The organism is Enterobacter sp. 22499 (assembly GCF_052044815.1).
Taxonomy (GTDB): domain Bacteria; phylum Pseudomonadota; class Gammaproteobacteria; order Enterobacterales; family Enterobacteriaceae; genus Enterobacter; species Enterobacter bugandensis.
This window is the reverse complement of sequence record NZ_JBQENR010000002.1, coordinates 404,347-424,560: the sequence shown is the minus strand read 5'-3', so window position 1 is coordinate 424,560 and position 20,214 is coordinate 404,347. Positions and strand designations below refer to the sequence as shown.

At 55.1% G+C, this 20,214-nt stretch carries 18 protein-coding genes; 16 read left to right on the top strand and 2 right to left on the bottom strand.

Features of this window, described 5'->3' with window-relative positions:
* Window positions 1–249: 249 nt before the first annotated feature.
* From yfbV to ACTJI7_RS09820, 4 genes are all read left to right on the top strand, one after another.
* Window positions 250–705 (top strand): terminus macrodomain insulation protein YfbV, encoded by a 456-nt coding sequence (gene yfbV / locus ACTJI7_RS09835; protein WP_440670146.1) that lies wholly within the window; start codon window positions 250–252, stop codon window positions 703–705.
* Between the two features lie 92 nt (window positions 706–797).
* Complete coding sequence (locus ACTJI7_RS09830; RefSeq protein WP_003861461.1) at window positions 798–1,292, top strand: YfbU family protein; 495 nt, start codon at window positions 798–800, stop codon at window positions 1,290–1,292.
* An 11-nt stretch (window positions 1,293–1,303) separates the two neighbouring features.
* Window positions 1,304–1,963 carry a sugar phosphatase gene (locus ACTJI7_RS09825; RefSeq protein WP_041908926.1) on the top strand — a complete coding sequence of 220 codons (660 nt, stop codon included), beginning with the start codon at window positions 1,304–1,306 and terminating at the stop codon, window positions 1,961–1,963.
* Window positions 1,964–2,038: 75 nt separating this feature from the next.
* The gene (locus ACTJI7_RS09820; RefSeq protein ID WP_028013936.1) at window positions 2,039–3,871 is read left to right on the top strand and encodes an SLC13 family permease; all 1,833 of its coding nucleotides are present in this window, start codon (window positions 2,039–2,041) and stop codon (window positions 3,869–3,871) included.
* Between the two features lie 52 nt (window positions 3,872–3,923).
* Here ACTJI7_RS09820 and yfbR read toward each other — a convergent pair whose 3' ends face one another.
* Both yfbR and alaA read right to left on the bottom strand, forming a co-directional pair.
* Window positions 3,924–4,523 carry a 5'-deoxynucleotidase gene (gene yfbR / locus ACTJI7_RS09815; RefSeq protein WP_248188134.1) on the bottom strand — a complete coding sequence of 200 codons (600 nt, stop codon included), beginning with the start codon at window positions 4,521–4,523 and terminating at the stop codon, window positions 3,924–3,926.
* 94 nt (window positions 4,524–4,617) lie between these two features.
* Window positions 4,618–5,832: an alanine transaminase AlaA gene (gene alaA / locus ACTJI7_RS09810; protein ID WP_003861471.1), complete on the bottom strand. Its 1,215-nt coding sequence runs from the start codon at window positions 5,830–5,832 to the stop codon at window positions 4,618–4,620.
* A 938-nt stretch (window positions 5,833–6,770) separates the two neighbouring features.
* Between alaA and lrhA the strand changes: the two genes are divergently transcribed.
* The 12 genes from lrhA to nuoL all read left to right on the top strand — a co-directional run bounded on the left by lrhA (window position 6,771) and on the right by nuoL (window position 20,210).
* A complete protein-coding gene (gene lrhA / locus ACTJI7_RS09805; RefSeq protein WP_028013934.1) occupies window positions 6,771–7,709 on the top strand; it encodes a transcriptional regulator LrhA in 939 nt (312 codons plus the stop codon).
* A gap of 630 nt (window positions 7,710–8,339) precedes the next feature.
* Window positions 8,340–8,780, top strand: a complete 441-nt coding sequence (nuoA, locus tag ACTJI7_RS09800) for an NADH-quinone oxidoreductase subunit NuoA (protein ID WP_014171000.1) — start codon at window positions 8,340–8,342, stop codon at window positions 8,778–8,780.
* Window positions 8,781–8,795: 15 nt separating this feature from the next.
* On the top strand, window positions 8,796–9,470 hold the full coding sequence (gene nuoB, locus ACTJI7_RS09795) for an NADH-quinone oxidoreductase subunit NuoB (RefSeq protein WP_003861482.1): 675 nt from the start codon (window positions 8,796–8,798) through the stop codon (window positions 9,468–9,470).
* Window positions 9,471–9,559: 89 nt separating this feature from the next.
* Complete coding sequence (nuoC, locus tag ACTJI7_RS09790; protein ID WP_028013933.1) at window positions 9,560–11,362, top strand: NADH-quinone oxidoreductase subunit C/D; 1,803 nt, start codon at window positions 9,560–9,562, stop codon at window positions 11,360–11,362.
* Between the two features lie 2 nt (window positions 11,363–11,364).
* The gene (gene nuoE / locus ACTJI7_RS09785; RefSeq protein ID WP_006176513.1) at window positions 11,365–11,865 is read left to right on the top strand and encodes an NADH-quinone oxidoreductase subunit NuoE; all 501 of its coding nucleotides are present in this window, start codon (window positions 11,365–11,367) and stop codon (window positions 11,863–11,865) included.
* Window positions 11,862–13,199: an NADH-quinone oxidoreductase subunit NuoF gene (gene nuoF, locus ACTJI7_RS09780; protein WP_006811381.1), complete on the top strand. Its 1,338-nt coding sequence runs from the start codon at window positions 11,862–11,864 to the stop codon at window positions 13,197–13,199. The genes nuoE and nuoF overlap by 4 nt, the downstream gene beginning before the upstream one ends.
* Window positions 13,200–13,254: 55 nt before the next feature.
* Window positions 13,255–15,978, top strand: coding sequence for an NADH-quinone oxidoreductase subunit NuoG (nuoG, locus tag ACTJI7_RS09775; RefSeq protein ID WP_440670149.1), 2,724 nt, complete (start codon window positions 13,255–13,257; stop codon window positions 15,976–15,978).
* Entirely contained in the window at window positions 15,975–16,952 is a 978-nt protein-coding gene (gene nuoH / locus ACTJI7_RS09770; protein ID WP_008500211.1) for an NADH-quinone oxidoreductase subunit NuoH, read from the top strand. Before nuoG ends, nuoH begins: the two co-directional genes overlap by 4 nt.
* Before the next feature lie 13 nt (window positions 16,953–16,965).
* Window positions 16,966–17,508 (top strand): NADH-quinone oxidoreductase subunit NuoI, encoded by a 543-nt coding sequence (gene nuoI, locus ACTJI7_RS09765; protein ID WP_003861491.1) that lies wholly within the window; start codon window positions 16,966–16,968, stop codon window positions 17,506–17,508.
* A 10-nt stretch (window positions 17,509–17,518) separates the two neighbouring features.
* The gene (gene nuoJ / locus ACTJI7_RS09760) at window positions 17,519–18,073 is read left to right on the top strand and encodes an NADH-quinone oxidoreductase subunit J (protein ID WP_008500212.1); all 555 of its coding nucleotides are present in this window, start codon (window positions 17,519–17,521) and stop codon (window positions 18,071–18,073) included.
* Window positions 18,070–18,372 carry an NADH-quinone oxidoreductase subunit NuoK gene (nuoK, locus tag ACTJI7_RS09755; protein ID WP_003861496.1) on the top strand — a complete coding sequence of 101 codons (303 nt, stop codon included), beginning with the start codon at window positions 18,070–18,072 and terminating at the stop codon, window positions 18,370–18,372. Before nuoJ ends, nuoK begins: the two co-directional genes overlap by 4 nt.
* Complete coding sequence (nuoL, locus tag ACTJI7_RS09750) at window positions 18,369–20,210, top strand: NADH-quinone oxidoreductase subunit L (protein WP_045629894.1); 1,842 nt, start codon at window positions 18,369–18,371, stop codon at window positions 20,208–20,210. The genes nuoK and nuoL overlap by 4 nt, the downstream gene beginning before the upstream one ends.
* Window positions 20,211–20,214: the final 4 nt, after the last annotated feature.

Sequence of the window (20,214 nt, the reverse complement as noted above, 5' to 3'; positions counted from 1 at the left end):
TCATGCCAAACGAACATTCTGGCAGGATGGAAGAAATACCTATGATTTTAAGCCATTTTGAACATTTTTCAGACAATGGCATAATATGCGATAATTTGACGAGTTAACGCTTCTCGTCTACGGCCCTATCAGGCTGGCACAGAATACCCGATACGGGGTAGCGATGACAAAATATTTTGAACGTTGTCATAGCCTGTTGTGGTTTTGCACAAAAATTTTAATTTTTATATGTGAAGTTGAGGTACAGCCATGTCGACACCCGAAATCCCGTCCGTGAGCTTTTTCTGTCTGTTTCGTCGGGGACAGCATTACGCAAAGACGTGGCCAATGGAAAAGCGCCTTGCGCCAATGTTTATTGAGAATCGCACGATCCGCGCCACGCGCTATGCGATTCGCTTTATGCCTCCGGTCGCTATCTTTACTCTGTGCTGGCAAATCGCCCTCGGTGGGCAGCTTGGTCCTGCCGTCGCAACGGCGCTCTTCGCGTTAAGCCTGCCGATGCAGGGGCTGTGGTGGTTAGGCAAACGCTCTATTACGCCGCTTCCGCCTTCTATTTTACACTGGTTTTATGAAGTGCGTGGAAAACTGGAGGAGGCCGGGCAGGCGCTGGCCCCGGTTGAAGGCAAGCCGGATTACCAGGCGCTGGCGGACACGTTAAAGCGTGCTTTTAAGCAGCTGGATAAAACATTCCTCGATGACTTGTGATTGATCATCGAAACGACTAACAAAAGAAGGCACAGTAACACACCGTTACCGTGTCTTTTTTTTACAGTGCAATGCGCTACAGGAGTCGAAAGATGGAAATGACCCATGCTCAACGTCTGATTTTGTCTAACCAGTACAAGATGATGACTATGCTTGATCCCGATAACGCTGCGCGCTACAGCCGCCTGCAAACCATCGTCGAACGCGGTTTTGGTTTGCAAATGCGCGAACTGGACCGCGAGTTTGGCGAGCTGAAAGAAGAAACCTGCCGCATCGTGATCGACATTATGGAGATGTATCACGCTCTGCACGTCTCCTGGACGAATCTCAAAGACCAGCAGACCATTGACGAACGTCGCGTGACCTTTTTAGGCTTTGATGCCGCGACGGAAGCGCGCTATCTGAGCTATGTTCGCTTTATGGTGAACACCGAAGGGCGCTACACCCATTTTGATGCGGGAACGCACGGCTTCAACGCCCAAACCCCCATGTGGGATAAATATCAACGTATGCTGAGCGCGTGGCACGCCTGCCCGCGTCAGTACCATTTAAGCAGCAACGAAATTCAACAAATCATTAATGCCTGACGGAGGTGCGTGTGCAGTGTAAAGGTTTTCTGTTTGATCTGGACGGTACGCTGGTGGATTCGCTGCCGGTGGTGGAACGCTCGTGGTGCCACTGGGCCGACCGGCACGGCATCGACCATCAGGACGTGCTGAATTTTATCCATGGCAAACAGGCCATTACCTCATTGCGGCACTTTTTAGCGGGGCGTTCTGAGGAAGAGATCCAGGCGGAGTTCAAATACCTGGAGCAGATTGAGGCCACCGACACCGAGGGCATTACCGCGCTGCCCGGGGCGCGCGAACTGCTTGAGCATCTGAATGAAGCGCAAATCCCGTGGGCTATCGTCACCTCCGGCTCTGTTCCGGTCGCGCATGCCCGCCATAAGGCGGCCGGTTTACCGAAGCCAGAGGTGTTCATTACGGCTGAGCGCGTTAAACGCGGCAAGCCGGAGCCGGATGCATTTCTGCTTGGTGCAGAAATGCTGGGCTTCGCGCCTGCAGAGTGTGTGGTGGTGGAAGATGCGGCCGCTGGCGTGCTGGCCGGGCTGAACGCCGGGAGCCACGTCATTGCCGTTAACGTTCCGGCGGGATCTCCACGCCTGGACGAGGCGGACTTTGTGATTCATTCCCTGACGGCGCTGGCGGTGTCAAAAGCGCCCGACGGAGTTGTAACCGTCTCGCTAAAAATGTAATCCCATGATATAGCCCCACGCTGCTGGGGCTTTTTTATGGCAAAATTTCTCATCTTCCACTGACAAGGATAGGTTGTGAACGGTGAACTGATCTGGGTTCTGAGCCTGCTTTTAATCGCCATTATTCTCTTCGCCACAGGCAAGGTGCGCATGGATGCCGTCGCCCTGTTTGTCATCGTCGCGTTTGTGCTGAGCGGCACGCTCACGCTACCGGAAGCCTTCTCCGGGTTCAGCGACCCCAACGTTATCCTTATAGCTGCCCTGTTTATCATCGGCGACGGCCTTGTTCGCACCGGCGTGGCGACCATCATGGGCGCGTGGCTGGTTAAGGTGGCCGGCAGCAGTGAAACCAAAATGCTGATCTACCTGATGCTGACGGTCGCCGGGCTGGGGGCGTTTATGAGCTCAACGGGCGTGGTCGCTATTTTTATCCCGGTGGTGCTGAGCGTTTCAATGCGGATGCAGAGCTCGCCGTCGCGCCTGATGATGCCTCTGAGCTTTGCCGGTTTGATCAGCGGAATGATGACGCTGGTGGCGACGCCGCCGAACCTGGTTGTCAACAGCGAGCTGATTCGTGAAGGGTTTCAGGGCTTCAGCTTTTTCAGCGTCACCCCGCTTGGACTGGTGATTCTGGCGATGGGCGTGGTCTACATGCTGCTGACCCGTTTTGCCCTCAAAGGCGATAAACAGGATAAGAATAAAGAGGGGTGGAAGCGACGTACCTTCCGCGATCTGATCAAAGAGTACCGCCTCACCGGGCGGGCGCGCCGTCTGGCCATTCGCCCCGGCTCGCCGATGGTCGGCCAGCGGCTCGACGACCTTAAGCTGCGCGAGCGTTATGGCGCGAACGTGATCGGGGTTGAGCGCTGGCGTCGTTTTCGTCGGGTGATCGTTAACGTGAACGGGGTATCAGAGTTCCGCGCGCGTGATGTCCTGCTGATTGATATGTCAACGGCGGACGTGGATCTGCGAGAGTTCTGTAGCGAGCAGCTGCTGGAGCCGATGGTGCTACGCGGCGAGTATTTCTCCGACCAGGCGCTGGATGTGGGGATGGCCGAAGTGTCGCTGATACCGGAATCGGAACTGCTGGGTAAAACCGTGCGTGAAATGGGTTTCCGTACCCGCTATGGCCTGAACGTAGTGGGGCTGAAGCGTGATGGCGTGGCGATGGAAGGGGCCGTCGTCGATGAGCCGATCCTGCTGGGAGATATCTTCCTCGTGGTCGGCAACTGGAAGCTGATAAGCCAGCTCGGGCAAAAAGGGCGTGATTTTGTGGTGCTCAACATGCCGGTCGAGGAGAGCGATGCCTCCCCGGCGCACAGCCAGGCGCCCCATGCGATTTTCTGTCTGGTACTGATGGTGGCGCTGATGCTGACCGATGAAATCCCTAATCCGGTCGCAGCCATTATCGCCTGCCTGCTGATGGGGAAATTCCGCTGCATTGACGCCGAAAGCGCGTATAAAGCCATTCACTGGCCGAGCATTATTCTTATCGTCGGGATGATGCCCTTTGCCCTGGCACTGCAAAAAACCGGCGGGGTGGATCTGATCGTAAAAGGCTTGATGGACGTGGGCGGCGGGTATGGACCGTACATGATGATGGTCTGTCTGTTTGTCATGTGCGCCACGATAGGGTTATTTATCTCGAATACCGCGACGGCGGTGCTGATGGCGCCCATTGCGCTGGCGATGGCGAAATCCATGGGGGTGTCGCCGTACCCGTTTGCGATGATGGTCGCGATGGCGGCATCCGCGGCGTTTATGACGCCGGTTTCATCGCCGGTGAACACGCTGGTGCTGGGGCCGGGGAATTATAAGTTCAGCGATTTCGTGAAGCTGGGCGTGCCGTTCACCGTGCTGGTGATGGTGGTGTGCGTGGTGTTAATTCCGGTTTTATTCCCGTTTTAGCGTGAGCGCAGAAACGTAGGCCGGGTAAGGCGAAGCCGCCACCCGGGTAAAATTACAACGGAGAATCCTGGCTAATCTCGTCCAGCGATAGATGGAAGCTCGGCACAAATACCTGCATGAAGTAGTCCATCTCTTCGCTGCGGCGGGATTCCAGCGTTTTTTCCAGACGCGTTTTCGCCAGTAAAAACTCATTATTGCCCGCAGACAGCTCTTCCAGACACTTCAGATAGGCGCACAGCGCGTCGGCCTGTTTGACCAGCGACTTTTCATCTTCCGTATACTGATGCTCGTCGATGAGCGGTTCAAAGATATCGCGCAGCTCTTCGGGCATCATCTCGATAAGCTTTTGCTGGGCAATCTTCTCGATAGCCTTATATTCCTGAGCAATCTGAGAATTGAAATATTTCACTGGCGTAGGCAGGTCGCCGGTCAGCACCTCTGATGCGTCGTGGTACATCGCCAGCAAAGCGATGCGCTCGGCATTCACCTGCCCGTTAAATTTGCGATTCTTAATGGCAGCCAGCGCATGAGCAACCATAGCAACCTGCAGGCTGTGCTCAGACACGTTCTCTGTACGCACGTTGCGCATTAGCGGCCAGCGGTTGATCAGTTTCAGGCGGGAGAGGTGGGCAAAGAAATGGCTCTGACTCATAGGTTACCTTTTGTCTTCACTGCGACAGGACTTCATTGTGCGGGGAGGGGAGGGAAGATGCAAATCAGGCTACCGAAGTAGCCTGATTTTAAGATTACTGATGGTATCCAGAGAGGAATCGCCCGAAGCGGCTGATAGCCATTTCGAGATCGTCTTCACGTGGCAGGGTCACGATACGCACGTGGTCCGGCCACGGCCAGTTAAACGCCGTCCCCTGAACCAGCAGCACTTTTTCCTGCAACAGGAAATCGAGCACCATTTTCTGATCGTCGTGGATATTGAAGCGCTTCGCGTCAATTTTCGGGAACATATACAGCGCCCCGTTCGGCTTCACGCAGGAGACGCCCGGGATATCGTTGATCAGTTCCCATGCGCGGTTACGCTGTTCGTACAGGCGACCGCCAGGGACGATAAACTCGCTGATGCTCTGGTAGCCGCCCAGCGCCGTCTGGATCGCGTGCTGCGCAGGCACGTTGGCGCAAAGACGCATCGACGCCAGCATCTCAAGCCCTTCAATATAGCCTTTTGCGTGCTTTTTCGGGCCGTTCAGCACCATCCAGCCCTGACGGAAACCGGCCACGCGGTAGGTTTTAGACAGTCCGTTAAAGGTGACGGTCAGCAGGTCGGGTGCCAGCGCGGCGATAGAGTGGTGCTGCGCCGCGTCGTACAGGATCTTGTCGTAGATTTCGTCAGCGAAGATGATCAGGTTGTGCTGGCGGGCGATCTCCACGATTTCCATCAGCAGCTCTTTTGAATAGACCGCGCCCGTCGGGTTGTTCGGGTTGATGATCACAATCCCACGCGTGCGAGGCGTGATTTTCGCGCGAATGTCATCCAGATCCGGGAACCAGTCAGAGGATTCGTCGCAAAGATAATGTACCGCTTTACCGCTGGAGAGCGATACGGCAGCGGTCCACAGCGGATAGTCCGGCGCGGGAACCAGCATTTCGTCACCGCTGTTCAGCAGCGCCTGCATGGCCTGAACGATAAGTTCGGAGACGCCGTTGCCGATATAGATATCTTCGACGGTAACGTCACGCATACCGCGCGCCTGGTAGTGCTGCATAATGGCTTTACGGGCGGAGTAAAGTCCCTTTGAGTCACAATAGCCTTGTGCCGTAGGCAGGTTGCGGATCACATCAACCAGAATTTCATCCGGCGCTTCAAAACCAAATGGCGCGGGGTTGCCGATGTTGAGCTTCAGAACCTTGTTGCCTTCTTCTTCAAGGCGTTTTGCCTCTTTCAGAACCGGGCCACGGATGTCATAACAGACGTTATCTAGCTTGCTGGATTTTTCGATAGGGGACATGAACCTTTAACCTTTTCGCTATTATTGCCACTCCCTGCCGTGGAAGTCAGCACGGAATAATGTACTCCCCCCACGCTTCGTTTTGAAGGGTGTGCAGAAGAAGATTTTGTGCTCATAGCGAAATTGTGATGAATCTTTTTAACTATTGACTGACGCTTTCACTGCCTTAACGTAATGTACAAACCATAAATAAAGGTTTATTGTGCTGTGAATTTATGTGAATTATGTATATTGTACTGATGGAAAATAAAAAACGCGCAGACAACAAGCAGAAGTTACGCTGGGTGACATTTCGTAAAACCTGAGTGTTGAAGGCATCTTGCAGTAATAGCCCGGAGCGGCTAAAAGTTAATCATGTGAAATTAATGTTAAGTGTTATTAATGAATGACCATAATCTAAATTAAAATTTATTTATTATTAACCAACAAAATGCAACTTTAGTTAATTCTAATAAAATTAGTTTAGAAGCTTAACAAACCTCTTTAATCCCGAATATTGCAATAAGACTTATAAATAAAGTGGATTTGGGTTAAGATGTCTATACGGAAAGCAGTAGAAAGATGCAGTGGTTTTGCATTTTTGAAACTGATTTTCCGATTTAATTGATTGTTATTGTTGGAGTTATCTCTGGCTGGAATGTGTCAAACATCTCCTGCTACGTTGACAGCGCTGCGAAAAAGATGGCAGAAAAAGTGTTACGCCTTTAATGTAATTTACATAACCCTGCGAACATCTAAATATCCTGAACGTTTAAGAGAATAAAAATAACGTCATGAAACGTGCTTTCTGACTGTTGATATAAAGCAGCACAATAACTATCTGTCAGGCAGTCTGCCGGGCCGGGATGCGAGGGAAAACCTTCAGAAGGAATTGCTTAACTGTTACACACAGCTTCAACCCGGGCAGCTCCGCACGAGCAACCTGAAAGTGAATAGATATGATAAATGCAAATCGTCCGATAATGAATCTCGACCTCGATCTGCTGAGAACGTTTGTTGCGGTCGCCGATCTCAACACTTTTGCAGCAGCTGCTGCCGCCGTCTGCCGAACTCAGTCCGCCGTTAGCCAGCAAATGCAGCGGCTGGAGCAACTGGTTGGGAAAGAGCTTTTTGCCCGTCACGGGCGTAATAAGCTCTTAACGGAACACGGTATTCAGCTACTGGGTTATGCCAGGAAAATTCTTCGCTTTAATGATGAAGCATGTATGTCATTAATGTTTAGCAACCTTCAGGGGGTGTTAACCTTAGGGGCATCTGATGAGTCAGCGGATACAATATTGCCGTTTCTTCTCAACCGAATTAGCTCGGTTTATCCGAAGCTTGCGCTGGATGTGAGCGTAAAGCGTAATGCCTTTATGGTTGAGATGTTAAATGAGAACAAGGTCGACCTGGTGGTCACGACGCATCGTCCCGGACAGTTTGATTGTCTGACCTTGCGCACATCGCCAACGCACTGGTATTGCGCAGCGGAATACGTGTTGCAAAAAGGGGAACCCGTACCGCTGGTTTTACTGGACGATCCGAGTCCTTTCCGGGATATGGTGCTTACGGCGTTAAATGAAGCCAACATTCCGTGGCGTCTGGCCTATGTAGCGTCCACGCTGCCTGCGGTGCGTGCCGCCGTGAAAGCGGGTCTTGGCGTAACGGCCCGTCCGGTAGAGATGATGAGCCCCGATCTGCGCGTTCTCGGTAAATCTGATGGTCTCCCAGCGCTGCCGGATACCGAGTATCTGCTTTGCCATAACGCGTCCAGTCATAACGAGCTGGCGAAGGTGGTGTTTGAGGCGATGGAAAATTACCATAACCCATGGCAGTTCGAGCATGTTACCTCCGAAGGGGGGGATGATTCCCTGATCGTTGAAGGTGACTTTGAGTGATCAAAAGCTCAAAATTCTGGTAACAAATTGTAAGTGTAAAAAAAAGCCACTCGTGCCGTTTTCGCACGCAGTGGCTTTTTTTTGCCATTATTATCCTCTTTCGTTACAGGGTTTTCATAAATAAAACATACATATCAAGGGAATAAATGCTTCTGCTTAAATCTTGTTCACTTTCCGTTCTAACTTCATCCATAACCCCTTGATGTTAAAAAAGCAGCAAATATGTTGCCGGTTTTTTGGGTGAATTAACAAAAGCGTGTCTCAGATCAAGAAAATACTCCTATTTGGGGGGAGGAATCGTTGGCAAATCCTGTCAAAATAGGAGGGTTATTTTTTTTACTTCCAAAACGGACACGATTCAACAACATGCATTTGACGAAAAGTCAGGTAACCACCAGGGTTAAAGGGCACCAAATGTTAATGAGAATCGCTCGATGTAATTTAATGTGAAGAAACCTTTGTTAAAGTTGACAATAGGTTATAGAAAGGAGTAAAAAACCCCATCATTTTGCTGTCTACGTCTCATTTCAGACAGTTAGTGTAAGGTTATTTGTTCCTCCCCATGAATCGATGTGATGCCCATCTGCCAGCAAGAGCAGTGTCGTCGGTATCACTTTTGATGAGTAAGCAATGAGTATGTCAACATCCACAGAAGTCATCGCTCATCACTGGGCATTCGCAATCTTTCTTATTGTAGCCATTGGCCTGTGCTGCCTGATGTTAGTCGGCGGCTGGTTCCTGGGCGGTCGCGCCCGTGCAAGGCACAAAAACACACCTTTCGAATCAGGTATTGATTCAGTAGGTTCCGCTCGCTTACGCCTGTCTGCCAAGTTCTATCTGGTAGCGATGTTCTTCGTCATCTTTGACGTGGAAGCGCTCTACCTGTTCGCATGGTCGACCTCCATTCGCGAAAGTGGTTGGGTGGGCTTTGTCGAGGCCGCAATTTTCATTTTAGTGCTACTGGCCGGTCTGGTTTATCTGGTGCGTATTGGCGCGCTTGACTGGACGCCTGCGCGTTCACGTCGTGAACACATCAACCCGGAAAACAGTATCTCTAATCGTCAGCAGTAACAGCGAGGCAATAAGATGGATTATACGCTCACCCGCATAGATCCTAACGGTGAGAATGACCGTTACCCCCTGCAAAAACAGGAGATCGTAACCGACCCCCTGGAGCAAGAAGTCAATAAAAGCGTGTATATGGGCAAACTCGAACATGCCATGCACGATATGGTCAACTGGGGTCGTAAGAACTCCATCTGGCCATACAACTTTGGCCTTTCTTGCTGCTACGTTGAAATGGTGACGTCATTCACTGCGGTGCATGACGTTGCGCGTTTTGGGGCCGAGGTACTGCGTGCTTCCCCACGTCAGGCTGACCTGATGGTGGTGGCCGGTACCTGCTTTACCAAAATGGCACCTGTTATTCAGCGTCTGTATGACCAGATGCTGGAGCCAAAATGGGTTATTTCCATGGGCGCATGTGCAAACTCCGGCGGTATGTACGACATTTATTCCGTTGTGCAGGGCGTTGATAAGTTCATTCCGGTGGATGTTTACATCCCGGGCTGCCCGCCGCGCCCAGAAGCCTATATGCAGGCGCTGATGCTGCTGCAGGAGTCTATCGGTAAAGAACGTCGCCCACTCTCATGGGTTGTTGGCGATCAGGGTGTCTATCGCGCGAACATGCAGTCCGAGCGCGAGCGTAAACGTGGTGAACGTATTGCCGTCACCAACCTGCGTACGCCTGACGAAATTTAATTTGCGCCTGTAGGCCTGGAGAAAACCTTCGCATATCACTACTCAAATAGCGCGAAGCCAGGCTTAACAGTCACCACGGACCATTTGCAATGGTGAACAATATGACCGACTTAACCGCGCAAGAAGCCGCCTGGCAGACCCGGGATCATCTTGATGACCCCGTTATTGGCGAACTGCGCAACCGTTTTGGGCCGGATGCCTTTACCGTTCAGGCGACCCGCACCGGGGTACCCGTTGTTTGGGTGAAGCGTGAACAATTGCTGGAAGTTGTCGATTTCCTCAAGAAATTGCCAAAACCTTACGTCATGCTGTTTGACTTACACGGCATGGACGAACGTCTGAGAACGCACCGCCAGGGTCTCCCTGCTGCGGATTTTTCCGTTTTCTACCACCTGATCTCAATAGACCGCAACACGGATATCATGCTCAAGGTGGCATTGTCTGAAAACGACATGCATCTGCCGACGATCACCAAACTTTTCCCGAACGCTAACTGGTATGAGCGTGAAACCTGGGAAATGTTCGGCATGACCTTCGACGGCCACCCGCACCTGACGCGCATCATGATGCCGCAGACCTGGACCGGCCACCCGCTGCGTAAAGACTACCCGGCACGTGCGACCGAATTCGATCCGTTTGAGCTGACCAAAGCCAAGCAGGATCTGGAGATGGAAGCGCTGACCTTCAAGCCGGAAGACTGGGGCATGAAGCGCGGTACTGAAAACGAGGACTTCATGTTCCTCAACCTCGGTCCGAACCACCCGTCTGCGCACGGTGCATTCCGTATTATTCTTCAGCTTGATGGCGAAGAGATTGTCGACTGCGTCCCTGACATCGGCTACCACCACCGCGGTGCTGAGAAGATGGGCGAGCGTCAGTCCTGGCACAGCTACATTCCGTATACCGACCGTATCGAGTACCTCGGCGGGTGCGTAAACGAAATGCCATACGTGCTGGCCGTTGAGAAACTGGCAGGCATCACCGTACCGGATCGCGTTAACGTGATTCGCGTTATGCTGTCAGAACTGTTCCGCATCAACAGCCACCTGCTGTACATCTCCACGTTCATTCAGGACGTGGGCGCGATGACCCCGGTCTTCTTCGCCTTTACCGATCGTCAGAAAATCTACGATCTGGTGGAAGCGATTACCGGCTTCCGTATGCACCCGGCCTGGTTCCGTATCGGCGGTGTGGCACACGATCTGCCGCGCGGCTGGGACCGCCTGCTGCGTGAATTCCTCGACTGGATGCCGAAACGTCTGGCCTCCTACGAGAAAGCCGCGCTGCGCAACACCATCCTGAAAGGCCGTTCCCAGGGCGTTGCTGCCTACGGCGCGAAAGAAGCGCTTGAGTGGGGGACTACAGGTGCTGGCCTGCGCGCGACCGGTATTGATTTCGACGTGCGTAAAGCCCGTCCTTACTCTGGCTACGAGAACTTCGACTTTGAAGTCCCGGTTGGCGGCGGTGTTTCCGACTGCTACACCCGCGTGATGCTGAAAGTGGAAGAGCTGCGCCAGAGTCTGCGCATCCTCGAGCAGTGCCTCAACAACATGCCGGAAGGCCCGTTCAAGGCGGATCACCCGCTGACGACGCCGCCACCGAAAGAGCGCACGCTGCAGCATATCGAAACCCTGATCACCCACTTCCTGCAGGTTTCCTGGGGCCCGGTCATGCCGGCGCAAGAATCCTTCCAGATGATTGAAGCGACCAAGGGTATTAACAGTTACTACCTGACCAGTGACGGCAGCACCATGAGCTACCGTACCCGCGTGCGTACGCCGAGCTTTGCGCACCTGCAGCAGATCCCGTCCGCCATCCGCGGCAGTCTGGTCTCTGACCTGATTGTGTATCTGGGTAGTATCGATTTTGTTATGTCAGATGTGGACCGCTAATTATGCACGAGAATCAACAACCACAAACCGAGGCTTTTGAGCTGAGTGAAGCAGAGCGTGCCGCCATTGAGCACGAGATGCACCACTACGAAGACCCGCGTGCGGCGTCCATTGAAGCGCTGAAAATCGTACAGAAACAGCGTGGTTGGGTGCCGGATGGGGCGATTTACGAGATCGCAAAAGTGCTGGGCATTCCGGCAAGTGACGTAGAGGGCGTAGCCACGTTCTACAGCCAGATCTTCCGTCAGCCGGTAGGCCGCCATGTGATCCGCTACTGTGACAGCGTCGTCTGCCACATTACCGGCTATCAGGGCATTCAGGCTGCGATTGAGAAAAAGCTCAATATTAAGCCGGGCCAGACCACGTTCGATGGACGCTTTACTCTGCTGCCAACCTGCTGCCTGGGTAACTGCGACAAGGGGCCGACCATGATGATTGATGAGGACACTCACAGCCATCTGACGCCGGAAGCGATTCCTGACCTGCTGGAGCAGTACAAATGAAAACTGTAATTCGTACTGCTGAGACGCATCCGCTGACCTGGCGTCTGCGCGATGACAAACAGCCGGTATGGCTCGACGAATACCAGAGCAAAAACGGCTATGCCGGTGCGCGTAAAGCCCTCGGCGGCATGGCGCCGGACGACATCGTTAATGCGGTGAAAGATTCCGGTCTGAAAGGCCGCGGCGGTGCGGGCTTCTCCACTGGTCTGAAGTGGAGCCTGATGCCGAAAGACGAATCCATGAACATCCGTTACCTGCTGTGTAACGCCGATGAAATGGAGCCAGGCACCTATAAAGACCGCCTGCTGATGGAGCAGCTGCCGCACCTGCTGGTGGAAGGCATGCTGATCTCCGCGTTTGCGCTGAAAGCGTACCGTGGCTACATCTTCCTGCGCGGTGAGTACATCGAAGCGGCGGAAAACCTGCGTCGCGCGATTGCCGAAGCCACTGAAGCCGGCCTTCTGGGTAAAAACATCCTGGGTACCGGGTTTGACTTCGAACTGTTCGTGCACACTGGTGCCGGGCGTTACATCTGCGGTGAAGAAACTGCGCTGATTAACTCCCTGGAAGGCCGCCGTGCGAACCCACGTTCCAAGCCACCGTTCCCGGCAAGCTCCGGCGTGTGGGGTAAACCGACCTGCGTAAACAACGTCGAAACCCTGTGTAACGTTCCGGCTATCCTCGCCAACGGCGTGGAGTGGTATCAGGGCATCTCCTCAAGCAAAGATGCCGGTACCAAGCTGATGGGCTTCTCCGGTCGCGTTAAAAACCCTGGCGTCTGGGAACTGCCGTTCGGTACCACCGCACGCGAAATTCTTGAAGACTACGCCGGCGGCATGCGCGATGGCCTGAAATTTAAAGCCTGGCAGCCGGGCGGGGCAGGGACAGACTTCCTGACCGAAGCCCACCTTGACCTGCCGATGGAATTCGAAAGCATTGGTAAAGCAGGCAGCCGTCTGGGTACGGCGCTGGCGATGGCTGTCGATCACGAGATCGGCATGGTCTCGCTGGTACGTAACCTGGAAGAGTTCTTTGCTCGCGAGTCCTGCGGCTGGTGTACACCGTGCCGTGACGGTCTGCCGTGGAGTGTGAAGATCCTGCGCGCCATCGAGCGCGGCGAAGGCCAGCCTGGCGATATCGAGACACTTGAGCAACTGTGTCGATTCTTAGGGCCAGGTAAAACCTTCTGCGCCCACGCACCGGGTGCCGTCGAGCCGCTGCAGAGCGCGATTAAATATTTCCGCGACGAATTCGAAGCAGGCATCAAGCAGCCGTTCAGCAATACCCATTCGATCAATGGTATTCAGCCGAACCTGCTGAAAGCGCGCTGGTAACGACAAGAATTTTGATTAACGCTCGGTTTCGACTGAGCCAACTGGAAGCATGCTAATGGCTACGATTCATGTAGACGGCAAAGAATACGAAGTCAACGGGGCGGACAACCTGCTGGAAGCTTGTCTGTCTCTTGGCCTCGATATTCCGTACTTTTGCTGGCATCCGGCGCTGGGCAGCGTCGGTGCTTGCCGCCAGTGTGCGGTGAAGCAATATCAAAACGCGGAAGACACGCGTGGTCGCCTGGTGATGTCCTGTATGACGCCAGCCACCGAAGGCACCTTTATTTCGATTGATGACGAAGAAGCCAAACAGTTCCGCGAAAGCGTGGTGGAGTGGTTGATGACCAACCACCCGCACGACTGTCCGGTTTGTGAAGAGGGCGGTAACTGCCACCTTCAGGATATGACCGTGATGACCGGTCACAGCTTCCGTCGCTATCGCTTTACCAAGCGTACCCACCGTAACCAGGATCTGGGGCCGTTCATCTCTCACGAAATGAACCGCTGCATCGCCTGCTACCGCTGCGTGCGTTACTACAAAGACTACGCGGATGGTCAGGATCTGGGCGTGTATGGCGCACACGACAACGTCTACTTCGGCCGTCCGGAAGACGGCGTGCTGGAGAGCGAATTCTCCGGTAACCTGGTAGAAATCTGTCCGACCGGCGTATTCACGGATAAAACCCACTCCGAGCGTTACAACCGTAAATGGGACATGCAGTTTGCGCCAAGCATCTGCCAGCAGTGTTCCCTCGGTTGTAACACCAGTCCGGGTGAGCGCTACGGCGAACTGCGTCGTATCGAAAACCGTTACAACGGTACCGTTAACCACTACTTCCTGTGCGACCGCGGTCGTTTCGGCTATGGCTATGTGAACCTGAAAGACCGTCCGCGTCAGCCGGTTCAGCGCCGTGGCGACGACTTCATTACCCTGAACGCTGAACAGGCGATGCAGGGCGCGGCAGATATCCTGCGCCAGTCGAAGAAAGTGATCGGTATCGGCTCCCCGCGCGCCAGCATCGAAAGCAACTTCGCGCTGCGCGAGCTGGTCGGGGCGGAAAACTTCTATACCGGCATCGCCCAGGGCGAGCAGGAACGTCTGCAGCTGGTACTGAAAGTGCTGCGTGAAGGCGGTATCCATACCCCTGCGCTGCGCGAAATTGAATCCTATGATGCGGTCCTGGTGCTGGGTGAAGACCTGACGCAGACCGGCGCCCGCGCGGCTCTGGCGGTTCGTCAAGCGGTGAAGGGTAAAGCACGTGAAATGGCAGCGGCGCAGAAAGTGGCTGACTGGCAGATTGCGGCGATCCTCAACATCGGCCAGCGTGCGAAGCATCCTCTGTTTGTGACTAACGTCGACAATACCCGTCTGGACGATATCGCGGCGTGGACCTACTGCGCGCCGGTTGAAGACCAGGCGCGTCTTGGCTTTGCCATTGCCCACGCGCTGGACAACAGCTCACCGGCCGTTGAGCTGGATCGCGACCTGCAAAACAAGGTCGACGTGATTGTTCAGGCCCTCGCAGGTGCGAAGAAACCGCTGATTATCTCCGGAACCAACGCCGGTAGCGCTGAAATCATTCAGGCCGCCGCGAACGTTGCCAAAGCCCTGAAAGGCCGCGGTGCAGACGTCGGCGTGACCATGATTGCCCGTGCGGTGAACAGCATTGGTCTGGGCATGATCGGCGGCGGCTCGCTGGAAGCCGCGTTGAGCGAACTGGAATCCGGTGCCGCTGACGCCGTGGTGGTGCTGGAAAACGACCTGCATCGCCACGCCTCTGCCGCCCGCGTTGACGCCGCGCTCTCCAAAGCGCCGCTGGTGATGGTGATTGACCATCAGCGCACCGCGATCATGGACAAAGCGCATCTGGTGCTCTCTGCGGCAAGCTTCGCAGAAAGCGACGGTACCGTTATCAACAACGAAGGCCGCGCCCAGCGTTTCTTCCAGGTTTATGACCCGGCGTACTACGACAGCAACACCGTGATGCTGGAAAGCTGGCGCTGGCTGCACTCCCTGCACAGCACCGTGCAGAGCCGTGAAGTGGACTGGACGCAGCTCGACCACGTTATCGACGCGGTGGTGGAAAAACTGCCTCAGCTGGCAGGCATTAAAGATGCCGCACCTGAAGCAAGCTTCCGCATCCGCGGCCAGAAGCTGGCGCGTGAACCGCACCGCTACAGCGGCCGTACCGCGATGCGTGCCAACATCAGCGTGCACGAACCGCGCCAGCCGCAGGATAAAGACACCATGTTCGCCTTCTCCATGGAAGGGAACAACCAGCCGTCTGCCCCGCGTTCGCAAATTCCGTTCGCATGGGCTCCGGGCTGGAACTCCCCGCAGGCGTGGAACAAGTTCCAGGCTGAAGTGGGCGGCTCCCTGCGCCACGGCGATCCGGGCGTGCGTCTGATTGAAGCTTCCGAAACCGGTCTGGACTTCTTCACCACCGTACCGGCGAGCTTCCAGGCGCAGGACGGTAGCTGGCGTATTGCCCCGTACTACCACCTGTTCGGTAGCGACGAGCTGTCCCAGCGTTCACCGGTCTTCCAGACCCGTATGCCGCAGCCGTACATCAAGCTCAACCCGGCGGATGCCGCGAAGCTTGGCGTTAACGCGGGCGCGAACATCGCCTTTAGCTATGACGGCCAGACCATCAGCCTGCCGCTGATTATTTCTGAAAATCTGACAGCAGGGCAGGTCGGTCTGCCGATGGGTATGCCTGGCATCGCGCCGGTTCTGGCGGGTGCGCGTCTTGATAATCTGCAGGAGGCAAAAGCATGAGTTGGTTAACGCCGGATCTTATCGACATCCTGCTGAGCATTCTGAAAGCGATTGTGATCCTGCTGGTGGTGGTCACCTGCGGCGCGTTCATGAGCTTTGGTGAACGTCGTCTTCTCGGTCTGTTCCAGAACCGTTACGGACCGAACCGCGTGGGCTGGGGTGGTTCACTCCAGCTGGTCGCGGACATGATCAAGATGTTCTTTAAAGAGGACTGGATCCCGCGCTTCTCGGATCGCGTGATCTTTACTCTGGCACCGATGATCGCCTTCACCTCGCTGCTGCTGGCGTTTGCTATCGTTCCGGTCAGCCCGACCTGGGTGGTCGCTGACCTGAACATCGGCATTCTGTTCTTCCTGATGATGGCAGGTCTCGCGGTTTACGCGGTCCTGTTCGCAGGCTGGTCCAGTAACAACAAATACTCGCTGCTGGGTGCGATGCGTGCTTCCGCGCAGACGCTGAGCTACGAAGTGTTCCTGGGGCTCTCCCTGATGGGCGTGGTGGCGCAGGCCGGTTCATTCAACATGACCGACATCGTCAACAACCAGGCCGACATCTGGAACGTTATCCCGCAGTTCTTTGGGTTTATTACCTTTGCTATCGCGGGCGTGGCCGTGTGTCACCGTCACCCGTTTGACCAGCCGGAAGCCGAACAGGAACTGGCCGACGGTTACCACATTGAATATTCCGGCATGAAGTTCGGTCTGTTCTTTGTGGGCGAGTACATCGGTATCGTCACCATTTCCGCGTTGATGGTAACGCTGTTCTTTGGTGGCTGGCATGGCCCGTTCTTACCGCCGTTCATCTGGTTCGCGCTGAAAACCGCGTTCTTCATGATGATGTTCATTTTGATTCGCGCAGCGTTACCGCGTCCACGTTATGACCAGGTAATGTCCTTCGGCTGGAAAGTGTGCCTGCCGCTGACGCTCGTCAACTTGTTGGTAACGGCAGCTGTCATTCTCTGGCAGCAGCCATAAGGGGCTATAGACCATGACCTTAAAAGAATTACTGGTAGGTTTCGGTACCCAGGTACGCAGTATCTGGATGATCGGCCTGCACGCGTTTGCTAAACGCGAAACCCGGATGTACCCGGAAGAGCCGGTATATCTGCCGCCGCGCTACCGTGGCCGTATCGTGCTGACGCGCGACCCGGACGGTTCCGAGCGCTGCGTTGCCTGTAACCTGTGTGCGGTAGCGTGTCCGGTCGGCTGTATCTCTCTGCAGAAAGCCGAGACGGTAGACGGCCGCTGGTACCCTGAGTTCTTCCGCATCAACTTCTCACGCTGCATCTTCTGCGGTCTGTGTGAAGAAGCGTGCCCAACCACGGCGATTCAGCTGACTCCAGACTTCGAGTTGGGTGAGTACAAGCGTCAGGACCTGGTGTACGAGAAAGAGGATCTGCTGATTTCCGGTCCGGGCAAATACCCGGAATATAACTTCTACCGGATGGCGGGTATGGCAATCGACGGCAAAGATAAGGGCGAAGCAGAGAACGAAGCTAAGCCTATCGACGTCAAGAGCCTGTTACCGTAAGGAGAGGGCAATGGAATTCGCTTTTTATATCTGTGGCCTTATCGCCATCCTGGCTACGCTGCGAGTGATTACGCACACCAATCCGGTGCATGCGCTGCTGTACTTAATCATTTCGCTGCTGGCTATTTCCGGGGTGTTCTTCGCACTGGGCGCGCACTTCGCCGGTGCGCTGGAGATCATCGTTTACGCCGGGGCCATCATGGTGCTGTTCGTGTTCGTCGTGATGATGCTGAACCTGGGCGGCTCTGAAATTGAGCAGGAACGTCAGTGGTTAAAACCGCAGGTGTGGATTGGCCCGGCAATTTTGTCGGCCATCATGCTGGTGGTGATCGTTTACGCCATTCTGGGCGTGAACGATCAGGGCATCGACGGCACGCCAATTGGTGCGAAAGAGGTGGGTATCACGCTCTTTGGCCCATACGTTCTGGCGGTGGAACTGGCCTCTATGCTGCTGCTGGCAGGCCTGGTGGTGGCTTTCCACGTTGGCCGCGAAGAGCGTGCTGGCGAGGTGCTGAGCAACCGCACTGACGACCGCGCGAAAAGAAAAACGGAGGAGCGCGCATGATCCCCTTAACACATGGACTGATCCTCGCTGCGATTTTATTCGTTCTGGGTCTGACCGGTCTGGTTATCCGCCGCAATCTGCTGTTTATGCTGATCGGCCTGGAAATCATGATTAACGCCTCCGCGCTGGCCTTCGTGGTCGCCGGAAGCTACTGGGGCCAGACCGATGGTCAGGTGATGTACATTCTCGCCATCAGCCTCGCGGCTGCTGAAGCGAGTATTGGCCTGGCGCTGTTGCTGCAGCTCCATCGTCGCCGCCAGAATCTGAACATCGATTCAGTAAGTGAGTTGCGTGGATGAACATGCTTGCCTTAACCATTATTTTTCCGCTGATTGGCTTCGTGCTGCTGGCGTTTTCTCGCGGCCGCTGGTCTGAGAATCTGTCCGCGACCGTTGGCATGGGCTCTGTCGGCCTGGCCGCGCTGGTCACAGCGTATGCGGGTATCGACTTCTTTAACAACGGACGCCAGCCTTTCAGCGTGCCGCTGTGGACCTGGATGTCGGTCGGTGATTTCAACATCGGTTTCAACCTGGTGCTGGACGGTCTCTCGCTGACCATGCTCTCCGTGGTCACCGGCGTCGGCTTCCTGATCCACATGTTTGCCTCCTGGTATATGCGCGGTGAAGAGGGTTACTCCCGCTTCTTCGCCTACACCAACCTGTTTATTGCCAGCATGGTCGTTCTGGTGCTGGCCGATAACCTGCTGCTGATGTATCTGGGCTGGGAAGGCGTGGGCCTGTGCTCTTACCTGCTGATCGGTTTCTACTATACCGATCCGAAGAATGGCGCAGCGGCCATGAAAGCGTTCGTCGTGACCCGCGTGGGTGACGTCTTCCTCGCGTTCGCGCTGTTCATTCTTTACAACGAACTGGGCACGCTGAACTTCCGCGAAATGGTGGAACTGGCGCCAGCACACTTCGCCGCAGGCAACAACATGCTGTGGTGGGCAACGCTGATGCTGCTGGGTGGTGCCGTGGGTAAATCCGCGCAGCTGCCGCTGCAGACATGGCTTGCCGACGCGATGGCGGGTCCAACCCCTGTCTCCGCGCTGATCCACGCCGCGACCATGGTTACCGCCGGTGTCTACCTGATTGCGCGTACCCATGGCCTGTTCCTGATGACTCCGGAAATTCTGCATCTGGTGGGTATCGTCGGTGCGGTCACGCTGGTGCTGGCAGGCTTTGCCGCGCTGGTTCAGACCGACATCAAGCGCGTTCTCGCGTACTCCACCATGAGCCAGATTGGTTACATGTTCCTGGCGCTGGGCGTTCAGGCGTGGGACGCGGCCATTTTCCACCTGATGACGCACGCGTTCTTCAAAGCGCTGCTGTTCCTCTCATCCGGTTCGGTGATTCTGGCCTGCCATCACGAGCAGAACATCTTCAAGATGGGCGGACTGCGTAAGTCCATCCCGCTGGTCTATGTCTGCTTCCTGGTGGGCGGCGCGGCGCTGGCGGCACTGCCGCTGATCACCGCGGGCTTCTTCAGTAAGGACGAAATCCTTGCGGGTGCCATGGCGAATGGTCATATCAATCTGATGGTTGCGGGTCTGGTCGGTGCGTTCATGACCTCCCTGTATACCTTCCGTATGATTTTCATCGTATTCCACGGTAAAGAACAAATTCACGCTCACGCAGGGAAGGGGATTACCCACCACCTGCCGCTGATTGTGCTGCTGGTACTCTCCACCTTCGTTGGCGCGATGATTGTGCCACCGCTGCAGGGCGTACTGCCAGACACCACCGAGCTTGAGCACGGTCGCGTTCTGACGCTTGAAATCACCTCCGGTGTGGTCGCTATCGCGGGTATCCTGATTGCGGCATGGCTGTGGCTGGGCAAACGTACGCTGGTCACTGCCGTGGCCAACAGTGCGCCGGGCCGCCTGCTGGGCACCTGGTGGTACAACGCGTGGGGCTTCGACTGGCTGTACGACATGATCTTCGTTAAGCCGTTCCTGGGCGTTGCGTGGCTGCTGAAGCGCGACCCGCTGAACAGCCTGATGAACATCCCGGCGATCCTCTCCCGCTTTGCAGGTAAAGGCCTGCTGTACAGCGAGAACGGTTACCTGCGCTGGTATGTGGCGTCCATGAGCATCGGTGCGGTTGTGGTGCTGGCGCTGCTGATGGTATTGCGTTGATCGT